16 protein-coding genes are annotated in these 16148 nt (G+C 56.0%); 7 read left to right on the forward strand and 9 right to left on the reverse strand.

The genetic code is table 11. The annotated features are described in order from the left end of the window. Window positions 1-256 precede the first annotated feature (256 nt). From mprA to hpxX, 9 genes are all read right to left on the reverse strand, one after another. Window positions 257-844, reverse strand: a complete 588-nt coding sequence (gene mprA, locus J5069_RS21400) for a transcriptional repressor MprA (protein ID WP_264645745.1) — start codon at window positions 842-844, stop codon at window positions 257-259. Between the two features lie 162 nt (window positions 845-1006). Beyond that, window positions 1007-1351: an L-valine transporter subunit YgaH gene (gene ygaH, locus J5069_RS21405; RefSeq protein WP_264645746.1), complete on the reverse strand. Its 345-nt coding sequence runs from the start codon at window positions 1349-1351 to the stop codon at window positions 1007-1009. Further along, the gene (locus J5069_RS21410; protein WP_264645747.1) at window positions 1348-2106 is read right to left on the reverse strand and encodes an AzlC family ABC transporter permease; all 759 of its coding nucleotides are present in this window, start codon (window positions 2104-2106) and stop codon (window positions 1348-1350) included. Before J5069_RS21410 ends, ygaH begins: the two co-directional genes overlap by 4 nt. A 98-nt stretch (window positions 2107-2204) precedes the next feature. Beyond that, window positions 2205-3383, reverse strand: coding sequence for an MFS transporter (locus tag J5069_RS21415; protein ID WP_264645748.1), 1179 nt, complete (start codon window positions 3381-3383; stop codon window positions 2205-2207). A gap of 292 nt (window positions 3384-3675) precedes the next feature. After that, window positions 3676-4674 (reverse strand): glycine betaine/L-proline ABC transporter substrate-binding protein ProX, encoded by a 999-nt coding sequence (gene proX, locus J5069_RS21420; protein WP_264645865.1) that lies wholly within the window; start codon window positions 4672-4674, stop codon window positions 3676-3678. A gap of 31 nt (window positions 4675-4705) precedes the next feature. Beyond that, on the reverse strand, window positions 4706-5848 hold the full coding sequence (proW, locus tag J5069_RS21425; RefSeq protein WP_264645749.1) for a glycine betaine/L-proline ABC transporter permease ProW: 1143 nt from the start codon (window positions 5846-5848) through the stop codon (window positions 4706-4708). Continuing rightward, window positions 5841-7043, reverse strand: coding sequence for a glycine betaine/L-proline ABC transporter ATP-binding protein ProV (gene proV, locus J5069_RS21430; RefSeq protein ID WP_264645750.1), 1203 nt, complete (start codon window positions 7041-7043; stop codon window positions 5841-5843). The genes proW and proV overlap by 8 nt, the downstream gene beginning before the upstream one ends. Window positions 7044-7557: 514 nt before the next feature. Then, complete coding sequence (locus J5069_RS21435) at window positions 7558-8958, reverse strand: AtzE family amidohydrolase (protein WP_264645866.1); 1401 nt, start codon at window positions 8956-8958, stop codon at window positions 7558-7560. 14 nt (window positions 8959-8972) lie between these two features. Beyond that, window positions 8973-9164 (reverse strand): oxalurate catabolism protein HpxX, encoded by a 192-nt coding sequence (gene hpxX / locus J5069_RS21440; protein WP_264629025.1) that lies wholly within the window; start codon window positions 9162-9164, stop codon window positions 8973-8975. Window positions 9165-9344: 180 nt separating this feature from the next. Between hpxX and J5069_RS21445 the strand changes: the two genes are divergently transcribed. The 7 genes from J5069_RS21445 (at window position 9345) to hpxK (ending at window position 15821) form a co-directional block, all read left to right on the forward strand. Beyond that, the gene (locus tag J5069_RS21445) at window positions 9345-10184 is read left to right on the forward strand and encodes a MurR/RpiR family transcriptional regulator (RefSeq protein ID WP_264645751.1); all 840 of its coding nucleotides are present in this window, start codon (window positions 9345-9347) and stop codon (window positions 10182-10184) included. Between the two features lie 225 nt (window positions 10185-10409). Beyond that, window positions 10410-11198: a transporter substrate-binding domain-containing protein gene (locus J5069_RS21450; protein ID WP_264645867.1), complete on the forward strand. Its 789-nt coding sequence runs from the start codon at window positions 10410-10412 to the stop codon at window positions 11196-11198. Between the two features lie 24 nt (window positions 11199-11222). Then, the gene (locus tag J5069_RS21455) at window positions 11223-11891 is read left to right on the forward strand and encodes an amino acid ABC transporter permease (RefSeq protein WP_264645752.1); all 669 of its coding nucleotides are present in this window, start codon (window positions 11223-11225) and stop codon (window positions 11889-11891) included. Further along, the gene (locus J5069_RS21460; RefSeq protein WP_264645753.1) at window positions 11888-12544 is read left to right on the forward strand and encodes an amino acid ABC transporter permease; all 657 of its coding nucleotides are present in this window, start codon (window positions 11888-11890) and stop codon (window positions 12542-12544) included. The genes J5069_RS21455 and J5069_RS21460 overlap by 4 nt, the downstream gene beginning before the upstream one ends. Next, complete coding sequence (locus J5069_RS21465; RefSeq protein WP_264645754.1) at window positions 12525-13268, forward strand: amino acid ABC transporter ATP-binding protein; 744 nt, start codon at window positions 12525-12527, stop codon at window positions 13266-13268. The genes J5069_RS21460 and J5069_RS21465 overlap by 20 nt, the downstream gene beginning before the upstream one ends. Before the next feature lie 49 nt (window positions 13269-13317). After that, entirely contained in the window at window positions 13318-14565 is a 1248-nt protein-coding gene (locus J5069_RS21470) for a pyridoxal-phosphate-dependent aminotransferase family protein (protein ID WP_264645868.1), read from the forward strand. Next, on the forward strand, window positions 14562-15821 hold the full coding sequence (gene hpxK, locus J5069_RS21475; RefSeq protein WP_264645755.1) for an allantoate amidohydrolase: 1260 nt from the start codon (window positions 14562-14564) through the stop codon (window positions 15819-15821). The genes J5069_RS21470 and hpxK overlap by 4 nt, the downstream gene beginning before the upstream one ends. Window positions 15822-16148 lie beyond the last annotated feature (327 nt).

Below are 16148 nucleotides of genomic sequence, written 5' to 3' on the forward strand. Positions count from 1 at the left end.
TTATCGGAATGCGGCGGATAACGATGGCCGATTCTTACATATGTGCTGCGAGGCAGAGAATCGGCCAACGCAGCCTTTACCCATGATGCAACTTATCGCTCCGGCTGCCGTGAGGCAGCGGAACGTGGTCCGTTTAATCAACGGTCATGATACGAACGGGTATTGATTCAAAAACACCAGGCATCCAGCAAACACGCCAGCGCGTGTGAAGATGTATTTAAGGTAAGACAGTATTGTTATTATCGGTCTGACGAGATTATGGATTATCGATCTTGTCCATTTCGTCCAGCCGCACCAGCAATTTACGCATCAGCACTTCCAACTGCTTCTGCTCATCTTTTTCCAGCGCTGACCAGAGGAAATGCAGACTCTGGTGCTGCGGTGGCAACAGACGATCGAGAAACGCTTTGCCTTCATCCGTCATATGCAGGTGCAGACAACGACGATCGCTGTCGCTTTCACGGCGTTCAATCCAACCGCGTTTTTCTAACTCATCGGCAATGCGAGTGGCATTGGTGCGCGAAGAGCCCAGCGCGGCGCTCAGTTCTGACGGCTGAATGCTACGCGATTCCTGAGATTCCAGCGTAATCAGTGCCATAAACAACGTTTCGTTGATGCCCTGTTCCCGCAAAATCTTGTTGCGGTGCTCCAGAATTTTGTTTTGCATGTGCATGCACAGACGCACCAGCAAAATTTCCTGTTGGGGAAACTCTGGGTTGCGCGATGCGCGCAGATTGATCATTTGTTCGATGGGCGAGAAGGAGCTGTTTTTATCGAACTCAGGCTTTTTGTCACGCGTGCCACTTTCCGTGATCCCGCGCTTATGTACAGATGGACTATCCATTTTTTATGTGAACCTCATTAATCACGATCAGTATAATAACGAAAGTTACTAATCGGGTAAACGATATTTAGTCGCATTGTGTCGTCGACTTTGTGACAGAACGTAAGAGCCCTCGTGTAATGTAACGTGAACCACTAATAACGTGCTGCTAACACAATGATATTAAATAATTCCCAATGAAAGGTATTTAAAAGCAATACCGTAACAAAACGCGCCCAACAATGTGGATATTACAATGCTGCGCGTCCGGTAGAAGCAGAGCGTGAGCGTCAGACAACCCACTAACGTGGGCAGCAGCTTGTTGGTGTGCTGTTGAATCTCCGGGACGCTGGAGACGATCAGCAGTGCGCAGATAGACGCTATACCAATGCTGTCGAGCACCGCGCCCACTTTGCCGCGCTTAAGCGAGCCGGAGGCGCGGCTGGTTCCCAGACGCAGCGGCAGGTAGCGGAACAAAAAATTCACCATGCCAACCAACACACCAATCAGCACTATTTGGGTATTCATAAGGATTTCTCCCGCTGTTGATCCATGGCGGGGGGCGCAAGAAACAGAGCGGCGGCGCAGCCGCTGCCGATACCGACTAAAATGGCGGCCGGAATGGAGAACAGCAGTAACCCAAGCAGTGCGCCACTCAGCGCGCACACCACCACCACACTTTGCCGTTTTTTAAAAGAAGCCAGCAGAAAGCTGAGGAACAATGCAGGTAACATAAAGGTGAGCGCCGCTTCGACGGCGGGGTACTCCTTCAGCGGCCCATTACCGAATAACGCGCCGATCACCGTGCCGCAGGCCCAGGAAATCCAGGAAGCAGCAGCGACGCCCAACATCCAGTTTTCACTCCAACGGCGATTATTTTGCGCCAACCGCGCTGTCGCGGCAGCGAAGACTTCGTCCGTCAGCCCAAACGCCCACAGCGGTGTCTTGCGCGTAGGCAGGCGCTGCAAGATACGGTGCCGCAGTGCCGGGCCATACAGCACATGGCGCACATCCATAGCCATAACGGTGAACGCCGCCACCCAAATAGACATGCCGGCACTGAGCAGGGCGGTAATTACAAACTGGCTGGCCCCGGCGTAGATAACGCACGACATAAAGACCGCTTCCCACGGCGAATACCCAAGTTTGACTGCATTCAGGCCAAAGGCGAAGGCGACGGGCAGATAACCGATCACAATCGGCAGGCTACTGATCACCCCTTCGGCGAAGGTGGCGTGCGGAGAAGCGTGTTCAATGTGCTTCTCCTGCTGTTGGCTTATCATTGGCTAACGTGTCGCTTAATAGAATCGATGGTCAATACCCTACCGATAAAACGGAGGATGTGCCAGAGATGTGACACATCCTCACTGGCGTGCTGTTATCAGCCGTGTTTTCGGCCAGGTATCCAGATAAGCAGCGTCAGCAGGCTCACTGCCGCACCCGCAGAGCAGACGCCTGTCCAGCCCGCAACCTGATAGGTTGCCGCAGACAGCAAGGAGCCCGCCGCGCCGCCGATAAAGTAGCTGGTCATGTACCCGGCGGTAAGCCGGTTACGCGCTTCCGGCATCATCTGGTAGATCACGCTTTGGTTGGTGACGTGCAAGCCCTGCACGGCAAGGTCGAGCACCACAATGCCGACAATCAATGGCAGCAGCGCCGTGGCACCCATGGCGATCATGCCCCAGGAAAGTAACAGCAGCACCAGACCCACCGTGGTGGTCAACGTGGCTTTTCCCTTATCGACCAGACGGCCAGCGCGGGTGGCGGCCAGTGCGCCTGCCGCCCCGACTAAACCAAACAGCCCGATAATCCCTTCTGAATAGTGATAAGGCGGTGCCGACAGCAGAAATGCCATCGAGGTCCAGAGAATGCTGAAATTGGCAAAAGAGAGACACCCGAGCAGTGCGCGCACGCGCAATAATGGCGTGGTGGCAAACAGCCGGAAAATGGAGACGATCAGTTGCTCGTATTGCAGGTTATTGTTGGGCGGTAAACGCGGCAGGGCGCGCCATAGCACCAACGCCATAATAACCATCAATACGCTGGCTACCCAATATACGGTGCGCCATCCTCCCAGCGTGGCGAGTGCGCCGGCAATGGTGCGTGCAAGCAGAATGCCGAGCAGCAGACCGCTCATTATCGTACCCACTACCTTGCCACGGGTTTCGGGGGTTGCCAGCGTTGCCGCGAGCGGCACCAGCAGTTGGGCCACCACGGAGCACAACCCCGCGACCCCGATACCCGCAAGCATCACCGGTAATGTGGGGGCTAGCGCGGTAATCACCAGCCCCAGCGCGGTCAACAGCGTCATGGTGACAATCAGCGTGCGCCGTTCAAACATATCACCCATCGGCACCAGAAACAGTAACCCTACCGCATAGCCCACCTGTGCGGCGGTGACAATTAGCCCTGCCTGATTAACGGAAAGCTCAAAGGCTCTGGCGATGGTTTCTAACAGCGGCTGGGCGTAGTAATTACTGGCAACGGCCAATCCGGTTGCCGTCGACATGATGAGCGTTAAAGGAAGGCTGAGACCCGTCTGGGCCTGTTGAGAAGACATGAATACTCGCTAGCGTTCTGGAATATGTGGGGGCGATTGTAGCAAATCCGTTAAGACAGAGGGCGTTTACAGGGAGCGGAATCTAAAGAAACAGGCCCGTTAGGGCCTGTGCGAGACTGAGGACAAAGTCCGTTGTTAGGTGAAGTGCGGCGATGGGGTCGTAGCGGCGTAAGCCGCCGAAGTGCCCCTCGTCGCGATTCGCCGGGAAACACGGACATGCCGAAAACGGTTTCTCTATTCACTCACAGACCCAAGTGGGCCTGTGAGTGAATAACAACGTGACGCTATCAGGTTACCTGGCCGCGTCAGCGGCGGTTTTAACCCACCCATCAAACTGTGCCTGATGTGCCTTGATCCAGCCATCCACATGACGTTCGATATCTTTCTGGCTGCTCTCCCCGCTGCGCATCCGCATGTTCTGCGCGTTGATGTCGGCCAACGGCAGTTTCATGATGGCAAACAGCTTGGCAGCAGCCGGATTTTTCTCGGCCCACGCTTTGTTGGCTGCGATACGAATATTATTCACGGGGAAACCGTAGTCGTTGCCGTTGGCAAGCTTGGTGCTGGAGCCTTTCATTTCTCCCGGTTGAGAAGAGAAAGGCACCTGTAACCAGACAACATCGCGACCCGGCACCAACACATCGCTGACCCAGTACGGTGTCCAGGTGTAATAGAAGATAGGCTTGCCTTCTTTATAACGGGTAATGGCATCCGCGATCATCGCGGCGTAATTACCCTGATTATGTTCGACCGTGTTGCTCAATCCGTAAGCCTGAAGGTGATGGTTGATGGAGGCTTCGCAACCCCAACCGGGCGCACAACCGATCAGATCCGCTTTGCCGTCACCGTTGGTATCAAACAGCTTGGCGATCTCCGGGTCTTTAAATTGCTCAACGTTGGTTATCTGGTACTTTTCCGCTGTCTTTTTATCGATCAGATAGCCTTGCGCTGCGCCACCGACGTAGACGCCATCGCGGTAAAATTTGGCATCACCACCAGCCGCTTTGTACATGTCTGCCTGAAGCGGATCCCAATTCACAGCGGTGAAGGTGGCATCGCCGGAAGCGATAGACATATAGGCAACGTTGTAATCGACTTCGCGAATCGGTTGCACGTCGTAACCCAGTTTCTCCAACGCACGGTTGACCAGCAGCGTCTGGAAGGTTTCTTCCGAAATCGTGCTCTGCACCGGCTGAACACTGACACCTTTGCCCGGCTGGTCGGCAGCATAGAGCGGCGAGCCTGCCAGCGCGGTAATCAGGGCCGCAGCCCCGAGTCCGGTTTTCTGCATCATGGTTTATCCCTCTTTATGTGTAATGTTATTAACGGGTGAACGGGCGCAGGATCAGCCCTAACGGACCGGTACGATACCAGCGTTGGTTACCACGGCTACGGCTGTCACGCCCCAGAGATTGCGTCAACCGATCCAGAATGATGGCGAGAATAACGATCCCGACGCCGCCCACGGCCGCCAGTCCCATATCCAGACGCCCGATACCACGCAGCACCATTTGCCCCAATCCGCCCACTGCGATCATAGATGCAATCACCACCATGGAGAGCGCAAGCATCAGCGTTTGGTTAACACCGGCCATGATGGTGGGCATTGCCAACGGCAACTGGACTTTGAACAGCATCTGGCGCGGGCTGGCTCCAAAGGACTCAGCGGCTTCTACCAGATCGGCGGGCACCTGACGGATACCGAGAATGGTCAAACGCACAATCGGCGGCAGCGCAAAGATAATGGTGACCACCACGCCGGGCACATTACCGATGCCAAACAGCATGACAATCGGCACCAGATACACAAACGCAGGCGTGGTTTGCATGGCATCGAGCAGCGGGCGCACCACTTTTGCCGCACGCTCACTGCGCGCCAGCCAGATGCCGAGCGGCAGACCAAGCAGCATGCAAAAGAACAGCGCGGTTAATACCAGTGCCAGTGTCACCATAGCCTGTGACCAGGCACCGATAGCGCCGATGGCGACCAGCGATATCAGCGTTGCCGCTCCCATCCCCAGCGATGACATCTGCCAGGCGATAAGGGAGAACACCAAAATGGCAACCGGGGCTGGCATGCCCAACAGCGCCTGCTGGAAACCGTTGAGAATGATGTCTACCGGTACGCGAATCCCTTGAAATAGCGGACGGAAATGCAGTACCAGCCAGTCGATCCCTTCTGTGACCCAGTGATCCAACGGAATCAGCGTGTCTTTGAACGGATCTAACAGCGAAAAGTGTTCTTGAGCCGGTGCGGGTACACTGTTCAGCCAATCAGCGCCCGACTGGGCGGCATCCTGAGCGGGTGTGCCCCAGGCATCTGCGCCGTTTGTTGCGGCGTCACTCGAAGCCGGTGCACTTTGCGCTGCCGATGACCAGGGATCGCCATTGCTGCTGGTGGCTGCCTGTTCGGCAGCATTGACCGGTGTTTGCGTGGTCTCCCACGAATTGGTTGCGTTAGTCATTGTTGCTGCCCTCCTTGTCGAGTGCCTGTAACAGCATGCCCTTGGAAATAATGCCGATGTATTCACTGTTCTCACCGATGACCGGCACGGCACAGGGGGCCTGAGCAACCAGTGAAATCAGCTCGTTCAGTGACATATCTGCGGGCACGGGGGCAGGATCGGGCAGCAAAGCCTGTTCCAGCGGTTGTTGCGCTTGCAGGGCTTTTTTCAGCGAGTCGATAGAAACCACGCCGATAAATTTTTTCCCTTTTTCCAGCACGTAGCCATATTCACGGTCATCGTCCTGTAGGATCTTGAGCGCAGAGCGCGGCCCAACGCCGGGCGTTTTACGGATCAAGGTAACGGGGCGACGACGGGCAATATCTTTCGCACTGAACACGTGGCTGATATCCACACCGCGGAAGAAGGTGCGCACATAGTCATTGGCCGGATTATTGAGAATTTCATCCGGCGTGCCGACCTGAATCACTTCACCGCCGTGCATGATGGCGATGCGATCGCCGATGCGCATGGCTTCGTCCAGATCGTGGGAAATAAACACGATGGTGCGCTGGTGGCGCGATTGCAGTTTCACCAACTCATCTTGCATTTCAGTACGGATCAGTGGATCGAGCGCTGAAAACGCTTCATCCATCAGCAGGATATCGGGATCGTTTGCCAGTGCGCGCGCCAGACCGACGCGTTGGCGCATCCCGCCGGAAAGCTCATCCGGGTAGGTATTGGCGTAGGCCTCAAGACCCACCTGTTGCAGCGCTTCGAGCGCTTTCTGCTCACGCTGTGCCTTGTCAACGCCCGCCAACTCCATGCCAAACGCGGTGTTAGCCAACACGCTCAGGTGCGGCATCAAGGCGAATGACTGGAACACCATACTGATTTTTTTGCGGCGCAGGGCGCGCAGTTCACTGTCTGATACCTCGGCGATGTTTTCACCATCGATCAATACCTGACCGCGTGTCGGTTCAATCAGACGATTGAGAAGGCGTACCAGTGTGGATTTACCCGAGCCGGATAATCCCATGATGACGAATATCTCGCCTTCTTCAATGGCCAGATTGGCGTCATTCACGCCGACAGTGAGCCCGGTTTTTTCAAAGATCTGATCTTTGTTTAGCCCTTTGTCTATCAGTTTGAATGCCCTGTCAGGGTGCTCGCCAAATATTTTATAGAGATGCTTTACTTCGAGTTTTATTGCCATGAAATGATAAAATTCCTCTGTGAATTATCGTTCTATATTTCGGTCCTGATGAAGGTTAAAACACGCCATACCCTACCATACTGAGATTCTGAGGCAACCCTTGGCGCCGCAAAGGGTGCTATGGAGATATTCATATTCATGTCTCTAGTTAAGCCAATTTTCTTTGTTTTTTACTGTCTGTTTTTTATATTATTTATTGATGTTTTGTATTAATTTTTGATTTTAAATCAGTTAGTTAGTTGTTTTGAAAGTGAGTGTTTTAAATGGTTTTTTCTCTGCGGTGTTTTGTGCTTAATAATGCATGCCAATAACGCTGTGATTTTTTTTGAAATTACTTATTCCATTGCAGTGATAAAGGTGAGGTGTATCGCCATTTGAGGATAATTATTTTCGGATTAGACTGAAAGTTATTGCTACATCGACGGCGGGAGAATGCCAGTGCCAATGCTTTATATTTCCTTGTTATTTGCGCTGAAATAGAGGATGCCCTCAGGCATCCTGATACAATGCTATTTCACCCTTTCTGCTGGCTGGATATAGCGCTGACCACGCCTGATTGTTCCAGCGCCCAGGCGGCACGTAGACAAACATCTTCCCGCCAGGGTGCGGCAATCAGCTGCACGCCAATCGGCAACCCTTTTGTGGTCATCAACGGCACCGTGACGACGGGAAGCCCGACAAACGAAATAGGCTGAGTCAACATGCCCATGCTGGCGCGTACGGGCAGATCGGTGTCATTGATTCGCATCGTTTCCTGGCCGATAAGCGTCGCGCAGCACGGTGTTGCCGGGGCAATCAGCAGGTCCAGGTGTTCAAACAGCGGCAACACCTGACGGCGAAAGACATCACGAAAGCGCTGTGCCTGTAGATACCAGGCAGAAGGCAGCATGGCTCCCGCCGTCAGGCGTTCACGTGAGTGCGGCTCAAATTTTTCAGGTGTGTGGCGCAGGGCGGAGAGATAACGGTTACCCCCTTCGCTGGCAGAGAGAATAAAGGCGGCGGTGCGAGCCAGTTCGGCTTGTGCAATGGTCCTTTCTTCATTAGCGGCAAGCGCCTGTGCAACCCGTTGCACGGCATCGCGCGCATCATCATCGCAGGCTTCGCGAAAGTAACCGGAAAGCACGGCACTGCGCAGGCCGTGAGCGCCGTCCTGCAAGCGGGAAGTCGTAGCAAGGAGCGGCTGTGTGCGCTGAAAACGATCGTCGCTATCAATGCCCTGTAGGGCATCGAACACCTGGGCCAAATCCTCTGTGCGGCGCGCCAGCGGGCCGATATGATCGAGGCTGGCAACAAACGGGTGGCTGCCTTCACGCGATAACCGGCCAAACGTCGGTTTCAGGCCAAAAATGCCGCACAGCGACGCGGGAACCCGTATCGAGCCATTGGTATCGCTGCCCAATGAAAAGTGCACCAGCCCCGCGCCGACGGCAGCAGCGGAGCCACCGGAAGATCCTCCTGCGATACGGGTAGGCTCGAGCGGATGGCGAGTCGGGCCGTAATAGCTGTTTTCGGTGGTGAAGCCATAAGCGTAAGCATCCATATTCAGCATGCCGGAAAGCAGGGCACCGCTGGCGCTTAATTGGCGCAGCGCAAACGCATCGCGCTTGGCGGGAGGCTGGTCGGCAAACAGCTGCGCGCCTGCCAGCGTGGTTTCTCCGGCAACGTCAAACAGGTTCTTTACCGCATAAGGCACGCCCGCCAGCGCTGGCAAGACGTCACCGCGCAGGCGCCTCGCATCCAGCGCATCGGCCTCTCGTTGCATACGCTGGCCTGTGACCTGGGTATAGGCATTTAACGTTGGGTGCCGCTGTGCGATGGCATCCAGCGTAATGTCCGCGATCTCGCGGGCGGCAAGCTCGCCACGTTGTAGGTGTTGTTGCAGTTGGCTGATGGGTAAAGCGGCGAGTTCCGCCATCGACAACGGGGAATTCATAATTGATAAACCCCCGCAATCTCTTCCTGCATCTCCAGCGGGTAGTCCATCAGCGGTTGCGCCATCTCCGCGATGCGCTGTAACTGGAGCAGCACCGCGTCATGGCGTTCAGGCGTCAGTGGCAGATTCAGCAGGGTTTCCATCTGTTGCAGATAAGCGCTCAGGGTTTCAGGGGCATAAGAGGTCATCGGTTCTCCCGTTATTTCACGATGCAGAGGCGTTAGCGTGAAACCCGTGTTGCAAGAGTTGTTCCAGAATGGTGGCGAAACCAAGAGGGCAGACGTTTTTTCCTATTGTATGTCGGTGATGTGCTTGTGTTAGGGTGGTTGCAACGAAAGTTGCAATGACACAGAGATAACGGAATCGCCATGACACAAATTGATGAGCGGCTACGCAGCCGTTACAGCACACTCTCTGGACAGGAACAGCGCATTGCCGATTTTATCTTTACCCATTTCGACGATGTGATTGGCTATAACAGCGCCGAACTGGCGCAGCTTAGCGGCGTATCGAAAGCGACGGTCAGTCGCTTGTTCAAGCGGCTGGGTTATGCCAGTTACCGTGAGGTGCGTGAAGAATTAAGAACCCTGCGCCAAAGCGGGATGCCGCTGGCCGAGAGCCGTGATGCGGTGCAGGGCAATACGTTGCTGGCACGCCACTATAAACAGGAAATGGCGAATCTGGCGCAGTGGATCAACCGTATCGATCCGGCGCAGTTTGGTGCCATTATTGATGCGTTGCTACGGGCCAGACAGGTCGCGGTTATCGGTCTGCGCAATAGCTATCCGGTGGCGCTTCATCTGCGCCAACAATTGATGCAGGTGCGTGCGCAGGTGTCGCTGTTGGCCCAGCCGGGGCAGACGCTGTCGGAAGAGATTGCCGATCTGGACGCGCAGGATGTCGCCGTGATTGTGGCGTTTCGCCGCCGCCCGCGGGTCATCCAGCCGTTACTGGCACAGTTGCAGGCGCGTCAGGTGCCGATTGTGCTGATCAGTGAACCGCAGGCTAACGGGCTATTTCCGTTTGCCACCTGGTCACTGTGTCTGCCGTTGGACAGCGTTTCCGCCTTTGATAGCTACAGTGCCGCCATGAGTCTGGCAGGCTTGCTCAGCAATGCGTTACTGCATGAAATGTTGCAGCAAGGCCGTCAGCGTATCCATCAGATAGCCGATCTTTATACCCATCTGGACGAATTAGAGCAGCGCTAAGCGAGCGCTAAAAGGGTGCTTTTGCACTTTTTTGGTGCCGTTGCTGCGCTGCATTTTTGCGCGTATCACTCTCTGTTAGCTCGATTCTCCCCTTGCTGTGCCTGATTGTCGCTCTCAATAAGACTGGCACGCCCTTTGCTTACTCAATGAAACGATAGTTTCACTTATCGCTTATCAAGAACTTTTGGTTTCATCTGATTTTCAACCAGGAGATACGCAATGGGCATCAAAAAACACCTTATCGCGCTGGCTGGCGCATTGCTGTTAGTGACACAAGTGGGCAACGCGGTTGCCGATCAGCTTCAGGACATTGAACAGCGTGGCGTGTTACGCGTGGCAGTACCGCAAGATTTCCCGCCGTTTGGCTCGGTTGGCACTGACCTGCAACCGCAAGGCTATGACATCGACGTCGCCCGCTATCTGGCGCAAGAGATGAAACTAAAGTTGCAACTGGTGCCGGTGACCAGCGCCAACCGTGTGCCCTATCTGCAAACCAATAAAGTGGATCTGGTGATCTCCAGTCTGGGTAAAAACGCCGAGCGCGAAAAGGTGATCGATTTCAGCCGAGCCTATGCGCCGTTCTTTCTCGGCGTGTTTGGCCCGCAGGCCGGTACGGCGAGCGATGCGCAGCAACTGGCAGACAAAAGCGTGGGCGTAACGCGTGGTGCCGTAGAAGACATGGTGCTGAGTGACATCGCACCGAAAGCCGCGCAGATAAAGCGCTATGAGGATAACAACACCACGTTGTCGGCTTATCTGTCCGGGCAGGTGGAGTATATCGCTACCGGTAACCTGGTGGTGGCCGCCATTGCAGCGCAAAACCCCGCCAAGGCACCGGTTGCCAAATTTATGCTGAAAGACTCACCGTGCTATATCGGCATCAAGAAAGGGGAAGCGGCGCTGCAAGCCAAAGTGGATACGCTGATTGCCCAGGCGCTGGCGGATAACACCCTGAATTCGCTCTCTGAAAAATGGCTGAAAGCGCCGCTTCCCGCCAGCCTGTTGGCTGAATAACCGGGTGCTTAAGGGAGAAATGCCATGACCTATCAACTGAATTTTGCCGCGCTGTGGCCTTATTGGCCCGAGCTACTCGCGGGGCTGTGGGTGACGGTCCAGTTGACGGCCATGGCGACCCTTGGCGGTATTGCCATCGGCATCTGTGGCGCTGCATTACGCAGTGGCCGCCCCTCGCTGCCAAGCCGCCTGTGGGGGCTATATGTCGAGCTGATCCGCAATACACCGTTTGTTGTGCAGCTGTTTTTCATTGTTTTTGGCCTGCCAACGCTCGGCTGGAAACTGACGGCGGGTGAAGCTGCGCTGCTGGCGATGTTGATTAACCTGGGAGCCTACAGCACGGAAATTATCCGCGCGGGCATCCAGGTTACGCCGAAAGGACAATGGGAAGCCGCGCGCGTGCTGGGGCTGACACGCATGCAAACCTTCGTGCGCGTTATCTTGCCACCGGCCATGCAGCGCATTTATCCGGCGCTGGTCAGCCAGTGCATTATCGTGATGCTCGGCTCTTCCGTGGTGTCGCAGGTTTCTTATGAAGAGCTGACCTTTGCCGCCAATCTGATTCAATCGCGCACCTTTCTCAGCTTTGAGGTGTATCTGGTCACCACGCTGTTTTATCTGGCGCTGTCGTTGTTGATGCGACAACTGCTGATGATGGCGGGTCGCCGTTTACTCGGGAGAACCCACGGATGATCAACTTTACCGATTGGGATATCGTGCGCAACCTGCTGCTGGCGGCGCGTTGGACACTGCTGCTCTCGCTGACGGCCTTTTTCGGCGGTGCGTTGGTGACATTACCGCTGCTGCTGGTGCGGCTAAGCCAGCGCCGTTGGGCGGTACGTTTTACGCATTTCTATGCCAGTGTGTTTCAGGGCACGCCGCTGCTGATGCAACTGTTTCTGGCCTTTTTTGGCCTCGGCCTGTTTGGTATCGATGTCAGTCCCTGGACCGCCGCCGCACTGGCGATGACGTTGTTTACCAGCGCATTTCTGGTGGATATCTGGCACGGCAGCATCGTGGCATTGCCAAAAGGGCAGTGGGAGGCGTCACGCTGTTTAGGGCTGAGTTTTGGTCAAACGTTGTGTCGGGTGGTCGCGCCGCAGGCCATGCGTATTGCCATCGCGCCCACGGTGGGGTTTTCGGTGCAGGTGATTAAAGGGACGGCGCTGGCATCGATCATCGGTTTTATCGAACTGACCAAGGCTGGCACCATGCTGAACAACGTCACCTATCAACCTTTCAAGGTCTTTGGCCTGGTCGCACTGGGCTACTTCCTGATGTGTTATCCGCTGTCCTACTACAGCCGCTATCTGGAGAAGAAATTCAATGCCGCTCATCACCATTAATCAGGTGCAGAAATACTACGGCCAGAATCACGTCCTGAAAGGCGTCGATCTGGATATCGACATGGGCGAGGTAGTTTCCATTATCGGGCGCAGCGGCTCGGGAAAAAGCACGTTGTTGCGCTGTGTTAACGGGCTGGAAGGCTATCAGGAAGGAAGTATCAAGCTCGGTGGCGTAACCGTGACCAACCGCGATTCGCAGGCGCGTGAAATCAGCCGTTCAGTGGGCATGGTGTTTCAGAACTTTAACCTGTTTCCGCATATGAGCGCGCTGGAAAACGTGATGCTGGCACCCCGTTTGGTACTGAAAAAAAGCGAAGCAGAGTGCCGCGCCCTGGGGGAGCAGATGCTGGCGAAAGTCGGGTTGAGTGAACGCCTGCACTACTCACCGGCCAACCTGTCTGGCGGTCAGCAGCAGCGCGTGGCGATTGCCCGTGCGCTGGCGATGAACCCCAAAGTGCTGCTGTGCGATGAGATCACCTCTGCGCTCGATCCTGAGCTGGTGGGGGAAGTGTTGAAAGTGTTGGAGCAATTGGCGGCAGAAGGCATGACGCTGATTTTGGTCACACACGAAATGAATTTTGCCCGGGAAGTGGGCGATCGGGTGGTGTTTATGCACGAAGGCACCGTGTGGGAACAAGGCGAGAGCCGCGCGCTGTTCGCTAACCCACAGACCCCCGAGCTCAAACAGTTTATTGCGTCGGTGCGCGGTTTGACGGAGGCCTGAGCCCCGTCGCTGGCAGCGAACATTCCTGCTTTTTTTGGAGTTGTGCATGATGAATAACCAATTATACGCGCAGATCAATCCACCTCACCGTTTACTGATGGGACCCGGTCCGATCAATGCGGATCCCCGTGTCCTGCGCGCCATGGCCTGTCAGTTGATTGGTCAATACGATCCGGCCATGACGGAATACATGAACCAAACCATGGAACTTTATCGTCAACTGTTCCGTACGGAAAATCGCTGGACCATGCTGGTGGATGGCACCTCGCGTGCGGGGATCGAGGCCATTCTGCTCTCGGCGATCCGCCCTGGCGATCGGGTTCTGGTGCCGGTGTTTGGGCGTTTCGGGCATCTGTTATGCGAAATTGCCCGCCGCTGCCGCGCAGACGTTCACACCATCGAAGTACCTTGGGGGGAAGTCTTTACCGCGGATAAGATTGAATATGCCATCCAACGGTTACGCCCGCGTGCCCTGTTGACGGTGCAAGGCGATACCTCCACCACCATGTTGCAGCCGCTGGCCGAACTTGGGGATATCTGCCGTCGCCATGATGTGCTGTTTTACACCGATGCGACCGCCTCGTTCGGTGGCAATGTGCTGGAGACGGACGCCTGGGGATTGGATGCCGTATCTGCCGGTTTGCAGAAGTGTCTGGGTGGCCCTTCAGGCAGCGCGCCGATTACCCTCAGCCCGAAGATGGAAGCGGCCATACGCCGTCGTCGCTGCGTGGAGCAGGGGATTCGCACTGCCGAACATCGTGACGGTGAAGAGGAGATGATCTACTCCAACTATTTCGATCTCGGCATGGTGATGGACTATTGGGGGCCCGAGCGCCTGAACCACCATACCGAAGCCACCAGTATGTTATTTGCCGCACGGGAGTGTGCCCGAGTGATGCTTGAAGAGGGGCTGGACAAGGGTATTGCGCGCCATGCACTGCACGGTGAGGCGCTGGTCGCCGGTCTGGAAGGGATGGGATTGCGCATTTACGGTGACAAGCAACACAAAATGAATAACGTGACCGGTGTGGTTATCCCTGAGGGCATACAGGGTGAGCAGATCCGCCAGTGCTTGCTGAACGATTTTGCCATTGAAATCGGCACCTCATTTGGTCCGCTACAGGGGAAAATCTGGCGCATCGGTACCATGGGGTACAACGCCCGCAAAGATTGTGTGATGCAAACCCTGAGTGCGCTGGAAGCGGTGCTCAACCGCCATGGTTTCCGCACGGTGCAGGGCGCGGCATTGCAGGCGGCATGGGACCGCTATGACGCCAGCGCTGGAGTTGCGCAATGAGTTCGCCGTGGTTTTCCCGCTTTACGGCACACTCTGCCGCTGAGCGGGTCATGTGGCGCTGCGATGCGCTGGCAGAGATCAGTGAAGATGCCGATCAGCTGACGCGGGTTTATCTGTCGCCGCAGCATTTGCGCGCCAATACCTGCGTGGGTGAATGGATGCGCGAAGCGGGAATGCAGGTGTGGCAGGATGCGGTCGGCAATATCTGCGGTCGCTATGAAGGCCAGATGCCGGACGCGCCTGCGGTCTTGTTAGGCTCGCACCTCGATACGGTACGTAATGCCGGGCGCTATGATGGCATGCTAGGCGTTTTGGCATCCATTGAAGTGGTGCGCTTTCTGCATCAGCAGCAGATTCGCCTACCGGTGGCGCTGGAAATTGTCGGATTTGGTGACGAAGAGGGTACGCGGTTTGGTATTACGCTGCTGGGTAGCCGAGGACTGACCGGCACCTGGCCTGAAAGCTGGTTATCCTGTCAGGATGCGCAAGGTGTGAGCGTGTCACAGGCGTTGTCGCAGGCGGGATTAAGCCCGGAAGCGATCGGGCGTGCGGCGCGTGCGCCACAAAGCATTGCCGCCTATCTGGAAATGCACATTGAGCAAGGCCCTTGCCTGGAACACGATGACGCCGCCTTGGGCGTGGTGACGGCGATCAACGGTGCGCGCCGGTTAAACTGTGTTTTTCAGGGAACGGCGGGCCACGCCGGTACGGTGCCGATGACGCAGCGTCAGGATGCGCTGGCGGCAGCGGCACAGTGGATGGTTGTGGTGGAGCAACTGACGCGAGAGCAGGCATCCGGTTTGGTGGCAACCATCGGCACGTTGCAATGTGCGCCGGGGGCGGCGAATGTGATACCGGGCGAGGTGCGTTTAACGTTGGACGTGCGCGGGCCGGAAGAGACTGCACTGGCCGCGTTGCTGGCGAACTTATTGTCTCACGGTGAGCAGGTTGCGCAGGCGCGCGGCTGCCGCTTTGGGGCTGAAGAATATTACCGCATTGCCCCGACGCGCTGTGATGACGGGTTACAGCGGTTGCTGTGTGAGGCGGTCACTCAGGTGCAAGGGCATGCGCCTGCTTTGCCGAGCGGTGCCGGACACGATGCGATTGCGATAGCAGAGCGCTGGCCAGTCGGTATGCTGTTTGTGCGCTGCAAAGGAGGAATCAGCCACCACCCGGATGAGTCGATCACCACGGCGGATGTGGTGCAGGCGCTACGCGCGTGGCTGAAGGTGGTGTTAAGTTTCGGTGAGAAATAACGGTTATTTCCGTTATATCGGCAAGGCACTTTTGTTCAGTTTTGCTTTGTCTTGGTTTTGGGTATTTGCCCGCGTCGAATGCTGCTGAGGAAAGGGGAGACGCCAGGATGAGCAGCATGGATGCTGCGAAAGCGCTCTCCGCGTCGGGAACGCGTCGAGCGCGGTCCGTCCGGCGGCTACCGTTTTCGAAGGTACCGCGTAGCGGCGGCATTCCGCAAAAAGCCCGGGGTCACGGGGTGGGGGCGACTGCACACCCCGTGTCGGGCGCGTGCCACGCGAGTGACAGAGATACAATGACGCTTTCGCGCACGAAACCTAACGCGGACA

This window comes from Candidatus Symbiopectobacterium sp. NZEC127 (assembly GCF_025962675.1).
Lineage (GTDB): Bacteria > Pseudomonadota > Gammaproteobacteria > Enterobacterales > Enterobacteriaceae > Symbiopectobacterium.

Excerpts from the sequence above, each read along its gene's own strand:
- mprA (WP_264645745.1), bottom strand. The coding sequence starts at position 844 with ATGGATAGTCCATCTGTACATAAGCGCGGGATCACGGAAAGTGGCACG.
- ygaH (WP_264645746.1), bottom strand. The coding sequence starts at position 1,351 with ATGAATACCCAAATAGTGCTGATTGGTGTGTTGGTTGGCATGGTGAAT.
- J5069_RS21410 (WP_264645747.1), bottom strand. The coding sequence starts at position 2,106 with ATGATAAGCCAACAGCAGGAGAAGCACATTGAACACGCTTCTCCGCAC.
- J5069_RS21415 (WP_264645748.1), bottom strand. The coding sequence starts at position 3,383 with ATGTCTTCTCAACAGGCCCAGACGGGTCTCAGCCTTCCTTTAACGCTC.
- proX (WP_264645865.1), bottom strand. The coding sequence starts at position 4,674 with ATGCAGAAAACCGGACTCGGGGCTGCGGCCCTGATTACCGCGCTGGCA.
- proW (WP_264645749.1), bottom strand. The coding sequence starts at position 5,848 with ATGACTAACGCAACCAATTCGTGGGAGACCACGCAAACACCGGTCAAT.
- proV (WP_264645750.1), bottom strand. The coding sequence starts at position 7,043 with ATGGCAATAAAACTCGAAGTAAAGCATCTCTATAAAATATTTGGCGAG.
- J5069_RS21435 (WP_264645866.1), bottom strand. The coding sequence starts at position 8,958 with ATGGCGGAACTCGCCGCTTTACCCATCAGCCAACTGCAACAACACCTA.
- hpxX (WP_264629025.1), bottom strand. The coding sequence starts at position 9,164 with ATGACCTCTTATGCCCCTGAAACCCTGAGCGCTTATCTGCAACAGATG.
- J5069_RS21445 (WP_264645751.1), top strand. The coding sequence starts at position 9,345 with ATGACACAAATTGATGAGCGGCTACGCAGCCGTTACAGCACACTCTCT.
- J5069_RS21455 (WP_264645752.1), top strand. The coding sequence starts at position 11,223 with ATGACCTATCAACTGAATTTTGCCGCGCTGTGGCCTTATTGGCCCGAG.
- J5069_RS21460 (WP_264645753.1), top strand. The coding sequence starts at position 11,888 with ATGATCAACTTTACCGATTGGGATATCGTGCGCAACCTGCTGCTGGCG.
- J5069_RS21465 (WP_264645754.1), top strand. The coding sequence starts at position 12,525 with ATGCCGCTCATCACCATTAATCAGGTGCAGAAATACTACGGCCAGAAT.
- J5069_RS21470 (WP_264645868.1), top strand. The coding sequence starts at position 13,318 with ATGAATAACCAATTATACGCGCAGATCAATCCACCTCACCGTTTACTG.
- hpxK (WP_264645755.1), top strand. The coding sequence starts at position 14,562 with ATGAGTTCGCCGTGGTTTTCCCGCTTTACGGCACACTCTGCCGCTGAG.